The sequence below is a fragment of the Citrobacter sp. CK194 genome, assembly GCF_030333395.1.
Lineage (GTDB): Bacteria > Pseudomonadota > Gammaproteobacteria > Enterobacterales > Enterobacteriaceae > Citrobacter_B > Citrobacter_B koseri.
Genome location: NZ_JAOWGA010000017.1, coordinates 699282 through 710793 on the forward strand (window position 1 = coordinate 699282; position 11512 = coordinate 710793).

The 11512-nt window shown below is 54.6% G+C and carries 10 protein-coding genes, 1 tRNA gene and 1 other RNA gene; 3 read left to right on the top strand and 9 right to left on the bottom strand.

Translation table 11 applies throughout. The annotated features are described in order from the left end of the window. Nucleotides 1–195 precede the first annotated feature (195 nt). Nucleotides 196–948: a 2,3-diphosphoglycerate-dependent phosphoglycerate mutase gene (gpmA, locus tag OGX80_RS11730; protein WP_286471227.1), complete on the top strand. Its 753-nt coding sequence runs from the start codon at nucleotides 196–198 to the stop codon at nucleotides 946–948. Between the two features lie 102 nt (nucleotides 949–1050). Here gpmA and OGX80_RS11735 read toward each other — a convergent pair whose 3' ends face one another. The 5 genes from OGX80_RS11735 to aroG form a co-directional block, all read right to left on the bottom strand. Beyond that, nucleotides 1051–1827 (bottom strand): ABC transporter ATP-binding protein, encoded by a 777-nt coding sequence (locus tag OGX80_RS11735; protein ID WP_200053548.1) that lies wholly within the window; start codon nucleotides 1825–1827, stop codon nucleotides 1051–1053. Then, nucleotides 1824–2906, bottom strand: a complete 1083-nt coding sequence (locus OGX80_RS11740) for a FecCD family ABC transporter permease (protein WP_052194398.1) — start codon at nucleotides 2904–2906, stop codon at nucleotides 1824–1826. The genes OGX80_RS11735 and OGX80_RS11740 overlap by 4 nt, the downstream gene beginning before the upstream one ends. Then, nucleotides 2903–3889 carry an ABC transporter substrate-binding protein gene (locus OGX80_RS11745; RefSeq protein ID WP_115181828.1) on the bottom strand — a complete coding sequence of 329 codons (987 nt, stop codon included), beginning with the start codon at nucleotides 3887–3889 and terminating at the stop codon, nucleotides 2903–2905. The genes OGX80_RS11740 and OGX80_RS11745 overlap by 4 nt, the downstream gene beginning before the upstream one ends. A gap of 11 nt (nucleotides 3890–3900) precedes the next feature. Beyond that, nucleotides 3901–6069, bottom strand: a complete 2169-nt coding sequence (locus OGX80_RS11750; protein ID WP_115181829.1) for a TonB-dependent receptor — start codon at nucleotides 6067–6069, stop codon at nucleotides 3901–3903. Nucleotides 6070–6252: 183 nt separating this feature from the next. Next, a complete protein-coding gene (gene aroG / locus OGX80_RS11755; protein ID WP_012133235.1) occupies nucleotides 6253–7305 on the bottom strand; it encodes a 3-deoxy-7-phosphoheptulonate synthase AroG in 1053 nt (350 codons plus the stop codon). Nucleotides 7306–7620: 315 nt separating this feature from the next. On the opposite strand from aroG, the gene OGX80_RS11760 reads away from it, so the two are divergent. Continuing rightward, nucleotides 7621–7995 (top strand): YbgS-like family protein, encoded by a 375-nt coding sequence (locus OGX80_RS11760; RefSeq protein ID WP_047458049.1) that lies wholly within the window; start codon nucleotides 7621–7623, stop codon nucleotides 7993–7995. 112 nt (nucleotides 7996–8107) lie between these two features. Further along, nucleotides 8108–9049 (top strand): CDF family zinc transporter ZitB, encoded by a 942-nt coding sequence (gene zitB / locus OGX80_RS11765; protein ID WP_115181830.1) that lies wholly within the window; start codon nucleotides 8108–8110, stop codon nucleotides 9047–9049. On the opposite strand, the gene pnuC is transcribed toward zitB, so the two are convergent. From pnuC to OGX80_RS11785, 4 genes are all read right to left on the bottom strand, one after another. Then, nucleotides 9046–9765, bottom strand: coding sequence for a nicotinamide riboside transporter PnuC (gene pnuC, locus OGX80_RS11770; RefSeq protein ID WP_115181831.1), 720 nt, complete (start codon nucleotides 9763–9765; stop codon nucleotides 9046–9048). The genes zitB and pnuC overlap by 4 nt on opposite strands. Nucleotides 9766–9789: 24 nt before the next feature. Continuing rightward, nucleotides 9790–10833, bottom strand: coding sequence for a quinolinate synthase NadA (nadA, locus tag OGX80_RS11775; protein WP_115181832.1), 1044 nt, complete (start codon nucleotides 10831–10833; stop codon nucleotides 9790–9792). A 397-nt stretch (nucleotides 10834–11230) separates the two neighbouring features. Beyond that, nucleotides 11231–11306: transfer RNA gene (locus OGX80_RS11780), tRNA-Lys, on the bottom strand. A gap of 32 nt (nucleotides 11307–11338) precedes the next feature. Beyond that, nucleotides 11339–11507: non-coding RNA, RtT sRNA (locus tag OGX80_RS11785), on the bottom strand. Between the last annotated feature and the right edge of the window lie 5 nt (nucleotides 11508–11512).

Consider the following 11512-nt stretch of genomic DNA (forward strand, 5'->3'; position numbering starts at 1 on the left):
GCCAGCTATCGGGCCTGTGGCGCGTCGCTTTGCTCAAATCCCCACCACTCAAAGACAAAATCGCAACTCCGGGTTCACAAGAACCTTACACTGCGTCACTATTTTCGCTATGGTTATGCGTAAGCGTTGCCGCTGACCTGTCACGGCAATATAATGAGAATTATTATCATTCAATAAAGCTTGAGGAGTGAGAGTATGGCTGTAACTAAGCTGGTTCTGGTACGTCACGGCGAAAGTCAGTGGAACAACGAAAACCGTTTCACCGGTTGGTACGATGTTGACCTGTCCGAGAAAGGCGTGGGTGAAGCAAAAGCGGCAGGTAAACTGCTGAAAGAGGAAGGCTATAGCTTCGATTTTGCTTATACCTCCGTGCTGAAACGTGCCATCCACACGCTGTGGAACGTCCTGGACGAACTGGATCAGGCCTGGCTGCCGGTTGAGAAATCCTGGAAGCTGAACGAACGTCACTACGGCGCACTACAGGGTCTGAACAAAGCGGAAACCGCTGAAAAATACGGTGATGAGCAGGTTAAACAGTGGCGTCGCGGTTTTGCCGTAACCCCGCCGGAGCTGACCAAAGATGACGAGCGTTACCCGAGCCACGATCCGCGTTATGCGCAACTGACCGAGAAAGAGCTACCGCTGACTGAAAGCCTGGCGCTGACTATCGATCGCGTGATCCCTTACTGGAACGAAACCATTCTGCCGCGCATGAAAAGCGGTGAGCGCATCATCATCGCCGCTCACGGTAACTCTCTGCGTGCGCTGGTGAAATACCTGGATAACATGAGCGAAGAAGAGATTCTCGAACTGAACATCCCGACCGGTGTACCGCTGGTGTACGAGTTCGACGAAAACTTCAAACCGATCAAACATTACTATCTGGGTAACGCTGACGAGATCGCGGCAAAAGCGGCGGCCGTAGCGAACCAGGGTAAAGCGAAGTAATCTGATTTGCCTGATGGCGCTTCGCTTATCGGGCCTACGGGTTGGCAATATGCGTCCTGTAGGCCGGATAAGGCGTAAGCCGCCATCCGGCAATACATGCACTTAAACCCCGATAACCCCGTCGAGCACCACCTGCGCCCTGCCCTGTGAACAACGTTCCACACGACCCCGAACGTTATACACTTCCGCCAGGCTTTCTGCGGTAATAACCGCTTCCGGCGCGCCGCTGGCCACCAGCCTGCCCTCCTTCAGCATCAGCACATGTTCGCTGTGGCGTAGCGCGATATTAATGTCATGCACCACCACAACCGTCACCATATTGCGCGCCCGCGTTTCCCGCGCGATCAGATCCATAACGTGAAACTGATAGTTCAGATCCAGCGCGCTAAGCGGCTCGTCCAGCAACAAAAGTTCCGGGTAGCGAATCAACGACTGCGCCAGCCCCACCAGTTGCCGCTGGCCGCCGGAAAGCTGGTCAAGATAGTGCAGCGCCAGATGCGCAATGCCGAGTTGATCCAGGATTGCCAGCACCTGCGAGTGGCTGTTCGCGCCATCCCGCCCGCCGGACGCCCGCTGCGCCACGATAATTGACTCCAGCACATGCAGATGTACGCCCTGCGGCAGCGACTGAGGTAAAAACACCACCTTTTCCGCACGCCGGGCAAACGGCAGCGACATCAGGTTCTCACCGTCCAGCATGACCTCGCCACGGGCTTTATTCAGCCCGGCCAGCGCGCGTAATAACGTTGATTTCCCGCAGCCGTTCGGCCCCAGCAGAACGGTAATTTTACCGCGCGGCAGCTCAGGCACGCTGAGATCGCGAATAACCGGATGTTTCGGATAACCGGCGCTTATTCCCTTGAGGATCAACCCGCTCATGACATGCTCCCCCGGTGGCGCAAAATAATGCTCAGGAAGAATGGCACACCCACCAGCGACGTTACGATGCCTACCGGGATGATCACCCCAGGAACAATATTCTTCGACGCGATCGAGGCCAGCGACAGCACCAGCCCCCCCGTCAACACGCTGCCCGGCAGATAGAACCGGTGATCTTCACCAAACAGCATTCGCGCAATGTGTGGCGCGACCAGACCGATAAAACCGATTGGCCCGACAAACGCCACCGACAGCGCCGATAGCAGGCTGATGCGCAGCAGCGATGACAGGCGCAGGCGCCGCACGTCAATGCCAAAACTCATCGCCCGATCTTCCCCCAACCGCAGCGCCGTCAATTGCCAGGCGCTACGCATCGACCACGGCAGCACAATGGCAAACACCAACGCCAGCACGCCGAGCTTTTCCCACGACGCGCGCGCCAGGCTGCCCATCGTCCAGAACACCAGCCCCTGTAGCGTGTCCTCATCGGCAACGAACTGCATCATCGACACCAGCGCATTAAAGGTAAACACCAGCGCGATACCGAACAGCACCACGCCAGAGGTCGCCACGCGCGTCCAGCGAGTAATCCCGTCCAGCAGCAGGGCGGACAGCAGCGCAAAAGCAAAGGCATTCGCGGGAATAAACCAGGCGGCAGGAACGCCGGGAATGCCGATACCCAACACGATCGCCAGCGCAGCGCCAAAGGCTGCTGCGGAAGAAACGCCCAGCGTGAACGGACTCGCCAGCGGGTTGTTCAGGATCGTCTGCATTTCGGCGCCCGCCAACCCCAAAGCCATTCCCACCAGTAACGCCATCAGCGCATAGGGTAAACGGATATCCCAGACGATAACGCGCGTCCCCGCATTAACGCTTGCCGGGTGCAGCAGCGTTTGCCAGAGCTCGCCGAGCGACAGACCAGACGGGCCAAGCGTAGAGTCCAGCACCAGCGAGGCGACTATCGCCGCAATAATCAGCAGCGCCAGCATCAACCGCTTGCGTACCACAAGACGGTAGCGATCGTCGATCGACGGAGCATTAGCGGATAGCGACATAACGTTCCTTACCTGTAGAGTCATTTCGGCGGATTGAGCACATCGCTAATCTGCGCGTCGCTGAGTGTAATGCCAAAGAAGTCCTGGTAAAAGCGGCGGGTCTCCTTGCGCATATCCACATCGGCAAAGCGCTGCGGGTAGAGCGTTTTTGCCAGCCAGAGGAATTGTAACGCCTCTTCGCTGGTCTCCCGACACCACCAGAACATCCCTTTCGGGTTCACATACACGCGATGATGAATCACGGCATCCACCTGCGCCCACTGGGGAGAAGTCAGGATGGCATCCGCATCCCGCTTATTCATGGCGACAATCACCGCCGGATTTGCCGCGACAATCTGCTCAAGAGCAACTTCCCCCGTCCGGTTTTGCTTGTGGCTAAACCAGCGCTCGGCGACGTTTTTTGCACCGGCCAGATCCATCCAGTCCTGATTAAGCGACGGCCTGCCGGAAGTGGTCAGCGGATTGCCCATGCTGTGATAGAGGGTCATTCGCTGATCTTCAGGAAGATCGCTTAAGCGCGCCTTTACCCGCTCCACATTGCGGTCAAAATACTGCTGATACCGCTGCGCTTTATCCTGCGCATCCGGCCCCAGCACCTCCGCTGTTTTATGCACCCGGGCGGTCAGCGCCTGCATGGAGTTCGCCTCAAACGCCAGTACGCGCACCCCCGCCTGCTGGAGCAGCGACGCCCTCGGCACCGTCATCGATTTTGGCACAAACAGCAGTTGCGTACCGAGCGAGATGATCTGCTCCGGGTCCAGTTCGTGACCGCTGTTGACGCTGACAACGGCGACATTCTCAATACGCGGCAGACTCTGGCGAAAAAGCGGAATCGTCTTTGCAATCATCGACGTGCCAACAATATTATCGCCATACCCCAGCATGGTGATGATGGTGTTTTGCGCCGGCCACGGCGAAGCGATGCGCACATCGTTGTGCGGCTGCGCGGCAAACAGGCTCCCCGCCACCAGCCAGGCCAGCGCGGGGAAAATGCGGGTTAGCGTCATGACTCCATCCTTTAAAAATCAAACGTGACGGAGGCGCGAACTTCACGCCCGCTGCCGATAAAGGCGCTGGGTGAACCGTTATCGCCATCGGTGCCTGACGGGAAGATTGATGCCCAGTAGTGTTTATCGAACACGTTGTTAACCACCACGCGGAAGGTGGTCGGCACGTTGCTGATTTTCGTGGTGTAGCGGGTGCCCAGGTCCCAGGTGGTGTAGCTGCTGGCCCATGCGGTGTTGGTATCGTTGGCGGCACGCTTGCCGGTATAGTGAACGTTAGCGCTGTATACCCATTCCGGCATCGACGGTAAGCTGTACTCCGCCAGCATGTTCGCCTGCACTTTCGGTACGCCTACCACCCGTTTATCGCTGGTGGTATCGCTCACCGTATCTTTCAGTTTCGGATCGAGGAGCGTCACGCCGCTGTAGATATTCAGCCCTTGCCAGACATTACCGGAGGCCGTCAGCTCCAGACCGTTATTGACCTGGTTCCCCTGTTCCTTATAGACGTTGTCGCCGGGATCGACATAGGCAAATGGACGCTCAAGACGGAACAGCGCCGCCCCCAGATTCATCCCGGAGACATCGGCTTTTAGCCCCATCTCATATTGTTTGCTGCGATACGGGTCGAGGGTTTGCCCGGCATTTTTCACGTCGCTATTGGTTGGCGCCGTCCCGCCCTGTTCCAGCGACTCCGCATAGCTGACGTAGGCCATCACATTCGGGGTGATTTTATACATCAACGCCGCATTTGGGCTTAAACCGTTCTCATCAATCTGGCCGGTTTTATGACCGCTTTTATTGTAGTTCTGCGACTGAATCCAGCTCTGGCTCAAGTAGAACATCGCCGACCATTTCGGCGTGAAAGTCACGGTATCCCCAAGGGTAATGCTCTGTTGCGTGTTGACGCTGGATTTATAACGATCCCCACCGGTTATGATTTTGCCATCGCCCTTTTCGTACATCTCAGAGGGGTGGTACATATTGGTGGTGTCCCAGCTATAAGACGACCCCGTCCCTTTCGCACTGTACAGAGACCAGACATAACCGGTGGTCGAGAGCGCAATATCATGCCCGACAGAACCGGTATCAACATGACCGTTAAGCGTGGCGGTATTGCTCAGTACGCGAAAACGTCCTGCGGCAGTAGAGTCTTTCAGCGAACGGCTGATATCGCCCTGGTTATTGATAATTTTGCTGGATACGTTACGCATCGCACGATCCGCCTGCTGCCAGCCAACGCCTGCCGTTACGGACCAGTCATCATTGAGATAATGAATAAGACGCGTGCTCACCGTGTCGGTTGTCAGATCGTTCCCGGCCGTGCTGAGCGCCAGATTTTTATCTTTGGGATCGGGTGCGGAAGGTAATTTAATGTTCGGGCCATAGCTGAAGCTTCCCGGATAGCCTTTTTGAATAAACTCATAGTGGCTGGCATCCAGCTGTAATTGCGTTCCTGGCTGAATATTCCAGTCCAGCGCCACGGAAAGCAACTTACGGCGCAGCGTACTGTCATCCAGATTCCCTTCACCTTCCTGATTCAGCACATTCACGCGATAGCCAAAACGGTTGTCATCATCAATGTGTCCGCCCAAATCAACATGCCCGGTGAAGGCGCTCCGGCTTTGATAACCCAGAGTGACTTTGCGCAGCGTCTCTTCCGTTGGGCGTTTGGCGACAAAATTAAACTGCCCGGCCGGACTTGCCGGGCCGTACAGCGCGCCGGTCAGGCTGTTGAGCACATCCAGGCGTTCCAGCATCTCAACGGGGAAAGCGGTGGTTGAGACGATGTTCAACCCATCCAGGCGGCTGTTGGCAACCACGCTGCCCTGCATCCCCCGGCTCTGCGGTCTGCCGACATCCATGCCGCCGCGCGCCTGCATTTGTGTGCTGGGCGAGTATTTCAGCAGTTCGCTCACGCTTTGCGCCTGCTGGTTCTCAATCATCTCTTTGGTGACGGTCGTGGTCGAATACGGTGTATCAACCCAGGCTTTATTGCCCAGCGGCCCGACATCGATATCATTGGTTTTGAATCCAGCGCCGGAAGCGGCATGCGTGGTATCGGCAGAAGGCTGGCTGGTGACGATAATTTCATCTTCAGAGGTGTTTGCCGCATGTGCGCTGTGCGGCGCCAGGGAAATGAGAAGAGGCAACAGCGTTGCCAGTTGAGTGGGCTTATTCATTTGTATTATCAATCGTTATGTAAAAATTTATATTACGACCGATATAAGTGTAAAAAGTTGATCACGATCACATCAAAACTTTTAAACAAAGAACTAACTCTTTTGGATTACAAACAGTTAGTAGAAAAAAACCGGCCTGATTTGCCGGTTTTTCAATTGCGCAACGTGCGTTGGCAGGAGGAATTATCCGCGACGGGCTTTCACCGCATTCGACAACTGACGCAGCAGCGCATCCGTATCTTCCCAGCCGATGCAGGCATCGGTAACGCTCTTACCGTAGGTCAGCGGTTCGCCGCTTTCCAGGCTCTGATTACCTTCCACCAGATGGCTTTCCACCATCACGCCAATGATCGCGTTTTCGCCACGCGCAATCTGCTGGCAAACATCCGCACAAACGTCCATCTGCTTTTTAAACTGTTTGGAGGAGTTCGCATGGCTGAAATCGATCATAACCTGCGGCGCAAGCCCCGCTTTAGCAAGACCTTCTTTTACTTCTGCCACATGTTGCGCGCTGTAGTTTGGCTCTTTGCCTCCACGCAGAATAATGTGGCAGTCGCCGTTGCCGCTGGTATTCACAATGGCGGAGTGCCCCCACTTAGTGACGGAGAGGAAGCAGTGAGGCGCACCGGCGGCATTGATGGCGTCAATCGCCACTTTGATGGTGCCGTCGGTGCCATTTTTAAAGCCGACCGGGCAGGAAAGACCGGAGGCCAGCTCGCGGTGAACCTGAGACTCCGTGGTACGTGCGCCAATCGCGCCCCAGCTCATCAGATCCGCCAGATATTGCGGGGTGATCATATCAAGGAACTCACCCGCAGCAGGTAATCCGCTGTCGTTAATGTCGAGCAATAGCTTGCGAGCAATACGCAGGCCATCGTTAATCTGGAAGCTGTTATCCATATGCGGATCGTTGATCAGCCCTTTCCAGCCCACCGTGGTGCGCGGTTTTTCAAAATAGACGCGCATGACAATTTCAAGCTCGCCTTTTAGCTCTTCACGCAGCGTCATTAAACGAGCGGCATACTCTTTGGCGGCAACCGGATCATGAATTGAGCACGGCCCAATCACCACCAGCAGGCGATCGTCATTCCCTTTCAGGATTTTATGAATCGCTTTGCGGGCATGGGCAACGGTGTTTGCTGCATTCTCTGTAGCGGGAAATTTTTCAAGGAGTGCGACTGGCGGTAATAACTCGTTGATCTCTTTAATACGTAAATCGTCGTTCTGATAATTCATGATTATTCCAGTGTTGCCATACTTATCTAATTAAATGCAATCCCTTCAATCTATCTCTTTGGCTAAAAAGTGTAAACTGACTTTTACACTTCGAACGGACTAATCCTGGAATTAGAGAAAAAAACGCCAGAAAGTAGCGAAAAACGAGATCTAACCTACAATTTTTAACTGCAAACACTCTTTTTGTGAGTTTTTTCAAGATTCTCTGCTGGGCTAAATCGCCAGTGCGGGATCTTTAACCCCTCTCTGAGATTTTACTGGCACATGCACTGTTGGAAGAGTTATCCGACATATCGACCATAACAGGAGCATCTTATGAAAATGACAAAACTGGCCACACTTTTTCTTACTGCCATACTCAGCCTTGCCAGTGGCGCAGCGTTGGCCGCTGACGCGAATACGCAGTCCAACAACGGACAGGCAAACTCTTCGGCGGATGCCGGACAGGTCGCCCCTGACGCCCGCGAAAACGTCGCGCCAAACAATGTGGACAACAGTCAGATTAATTCCGGCGGCACCATGCTTCACCCGGATGGCTCATCAATGAACCACGACGGCATGACCTCCGATGAAGTGCATAAAAACACCATGTGTAAGGACGGCCGCTGCCCGGACGTGAATAAGAAAGTGGAGACCGGCGACGGCATCAACAACGACGTTGATACTAAAACCGATGGCACCACGCAGTAAGCCTGAAAAAAGGCCTGGTAACGGGAGAGCTGACGCTCTCCTTTTTATTTTGTCAGCCCAAAACTTGTATGATGTCATACAGTAATAATGAAAATAACAAAGGGATGACACGATGGCACATTCACACTCTCATACTGCTTCGCATCTGCCGGAAGATAAGAACGCCCGTCGGTTGCTGTTCGCATTTTGTGTCACCTCCGGATTTATGCTGGTTGAAGTGGTGGGCGGCATTCTTTCAGGATCGCTGGCGCTGCTGGCCGATGCCGGGCATATGCTTACCGATGCCGCAGCCCTGTTGTTCGCTCTGATGGCCGTACAGTTTTCCCGTCGTCCTCCAACCATTCGCCACACTTTCGGCTGGCTGAGACTGACAACGCTGGCCGCGTTTGTTAACGCCATCGCATTAGTGGTGATTACCCTTTTAATCGTCTGGGAAGCCATTCAGCGCTTCTATACGCCACGCCCTGTCGCAGGCGGCATGATGATGACTATCGCAGTGGCGGGTTTGCTCGCCAACGTGTTCGCGTTCTGGCTCCTGCACCGGGGGAATGAAGAAAAAAACCTCAATGTGCGTGCCGCCGCGCTGCATGTGATGGGGGATTTACTGGGATCGGTCGGCGCCATTTTTGCCGCACTGATTATCATCTGGACAGGCTGGACGCCAGCGGATCCGATTCTCTCGATCCTGGTTTCCATACTGGTGTTACGCAGCGCCTGGCGTCTGTTAAAAGACAGCGTAAATGAATTACTGGAAGGCGCGCCGGTTTCGCTGGATATCGCGGCGTTGCGTCGCCATCTCAGCCGGGATATTCCCGAAGTACGCAATGTGCATCATGTCCATGTCTGGATGATAGGAGAAAAACCCGTGATGACGTTGCATGTGCAGGTGATCCCGCCGCACGATCATGACGCGTTGCTGGCGCGCATCCAGCATTTCCTGATTCACCATTACCAGATTGAGCACGCCACCATTCAGATGGAATATCAGCCGTGCAACGGGCCGGACTGCCATCTGAATCAGGGGCTATCCGGCCATTCGCACCATCACCACTAACTGGAAAGCGCGTGTGAGCCTCGTTCGCGCGCGCTGTTGATCCACATCCGGCTGCCATTCAGAGCGATGAAGGTCAGGATCAGATACTCCAGCGACATCGCATAGACGCCTTGCAGTGCGAAGATCACCACGCTTATCACGTTGATAATCACCCACAGCAGCCAGTTTTCGACATACTTGCGCGTCATCAGGATCATCGCCACAATCGACAGCACCATCATGCAGGAGTCCCAGAACGGGAAGGCATCAGGCTGCAATTCCGGCACGGCGACCGCCAATCCCAGCGCCTGCATCAGGTTGACGGCGACGCGAGTCAGGAAAGAAAATACCGGATCGATATACGCGGTCATCAGGCCAATCGCCACCACGCATACCGCCAGCCAGGCCAGCGCTTTTGGCAGCGGCAGCCAGCGAATTTTCAATTCAATCTCATGCTGGCTTGTTTTGCGGGACCAGGCATACCAGCCGTAAATATTGGCGGCAAAGAAAAATACCTGAAGCAACAGGCTGGCGTAGAGTTGGATCTGAAAAAAGATGATCGCGAATAGCGTCACGTTAATCAGACCGAAAAAATAGTTGCTGATCTTTTCCAGGCTGGCAAGCCCGATACACAGCAAACCCGCAACGGTGCCGACAGCTTCAATCCATGACAGGTCGTAACCGCCAGCGCCAATTGGAATATGAACCAGAATGTTCTGTGTGCTAAAAAAATCCATCTTTCCCCCAGAGCGTTTTATGTTTTACGCTCGTAGTGTAGCCGCAAATTCCAGCATACGGTTGAGCGGCAGCAGCGCCCCTTCTCGCAACGCCTGGTCAACGTGAATCTCATGGGCCTGCCCGCCCTGCTCTAACCCCTCAGCAATTGCCTTAAGGCCGTTCATCGCCATCCACGGACAATGCGCGCAGCTACGGCAGGTCGCCCCTTCTCCGGCTGTCGGCGCTTCAAGCAACTCTTTATCAGGCACCGCCTGCTGCATTTTATAGAAAATGCCCCGGTCGGTCGCCACAATAAGCTGCTTATGCGGCAGCGTGCGGGCGGCATTAATCAGCTGGCTGGTAGACCCGACGGCATCCGCCATATCGACAATCGATTGTGGCGACTCAGGATGCACCAGCACGGCGGCATCCGGGTACAAACCTTTCATCCGGGTCAACGCCTGGGTTTTAAATTCATCATGAACGATACAGGCCCCCTGCCAGCAGAGCACATCCGCGCCGGTCTGCTTTTGCACGTAATTTCCCAGGTGACGATCCGGCGCCCAGATAATTTTCTCGCCCAGACTGTCCAGATGTTCAATCAGTTCAACGGCGATACTGGAGGTAACAACCCAGTCAGCGCGGGCTTTGACGGCAGCAGACGTGTTGGCGTAAACCACTACCGTGCGATCCGGGTGGGCGTCGCAAAACGCGCTAAATTCGTCAATCGGACAGCCCAAATCCAGCGAGCATTCCGCCTGTAGAGTCGGCATCAGGATGGTTTTTTCCGGGCTGAGAATTTTGGCCGTCTCGCCCATAAAACGGACGCCAGCGACCAGCAACGTGGAGGCAGGATGTTTCGCGCCAAATCGCGCCATCTCCAGCGAGTCGGAAATGCATCCTCCGGTTTCTTCAGCCAGTTGCTGAATTTCGGGATCGGTGTAATAGTGCGCCACCATGACGGCATCGCGCGCTTTCAGCAGACGTTTGATTTTCTCGCGGTAGAATTGCTTTTCATCCACGCTTAGCGGGGTCGGTTTCGGCGGAAACGGATAGATTGCGGCTTCCGGGTCAAACATTACGCTCATCATGCTTTCTCGTTTTACTGGCTTAACGAAATAACCGATATAAAGCGTAACCCACGCCACAATCGGTTAAATTTGTTTTATATGCTAAACAAGATAGCCGATTGGCTGGCAAAAGTCACAACAATTGCGCTTGATAATGTCGGATGGCGGCGCAAGCGCCTTATCCGGCCTACGGGTCGCCGACTGACGTCTTATCCGACCTGAACGAGTGTATCGCTGTAGGCCTGATAAGCGCAGCGCCATCAGGCACAAATTCTGCGCATAGCAAAAAGGCGCCTTTAGGGCGCCTTTTTACATTGGTGGGTCGTGCAGGATGACTCGGCTTCGCCTCGCCCTTCGGGCCGTTGCTGACGCAACGTTATCCTTCACGTTTAACATCTGAGTGCAATGTTAAAATTGGTGGGTCGTGCAGGATTCGAACCTGCGACCAATTGATTAAAAGTCAACTGCTCTACCAACTGAGCTAACGACCCCTTGCGGGATTTTACTGCTTAATCATTCAGGATGGTGGGTCGTGCAGGATGACTCGGCTTCGCCTCGCCCTTCGGGCCGTTGCTGACGCAACGTTATCCTTCACGTTCTCTACCAGTAACCACCTTTAAAACTGGTGGGTCGTGCAGGATTCGAACCTGCGACCAATTGATTAAAAGTCAACTGCTCTACCAACTGAGCTAACGAC

Coding starts and splice junctions, on each gene's coding strand:
- gpmA (WP_286471227.1), top strand. CDS start 196: ATGGCTGTAACTAAGCTGGTTCTGGTACGTCACGGCGAAAGTCAGTGG.
- OGX80_RS11735 (WP_200053548.1), bottom strand. CDS start 1,827: ATGAGCGGGTTGATCCTCAAGGGAATAAGCGCCGGTTATCCGAAACAT.
- OGX80_RS11740 (WP_052194398.1), bottom strand. CDS start 2,906: ATGACTCTACAGGTAAGGAACGTTATGTCGCTATCCGCTAATGCTCCG.
- OGX80_RS11745 (WP_115181828.1), bottom strand. CDS start 3,889: ATGACGCTAACCCGCATTTTCCCCGCGCTGGCCTGGCTGGTGGCGGGG.
- OGX80_RS11750 (WP_115181829.1), bottom strand. CDS start 6,069: ATGAATAAGCCCACTCAACTGGCAACGCTGTTGCCTCTTCTCATTTCC.
- aroG (WP_012133235.1), bottom strand. CDS start 7,305: ATGAATTATCAGAACGACGATTTACGTATTAAAGAGATCAACGAGTTA.
- OGX80_RS11760 (WP_047458049.1), top strand. CDS start 7,621: ATGAAAATGACAAAACTGGCCACACTTTTTCTTACTGCCATACTCAGC.
- zitB (WP_115181830.1), top strand. CDS start 8,108: ATGGCACATTCACACTCTCATACTGCTTCGCATCTGCCGGAAGATAAG.
- pnuC (WP_115181831.1), bottom strand. CDS start 9,765: ATGGATTTTTTTAGCACACAGAACATTCTGGTTCATATTCCAATTGGC.
- nadA (WP_115181832.1), bottom strand. CDS start 10,833: ATGAGCGTAATGTTTGACCCGGAAGCCGCAATCTATCCGTTTCCGCCG.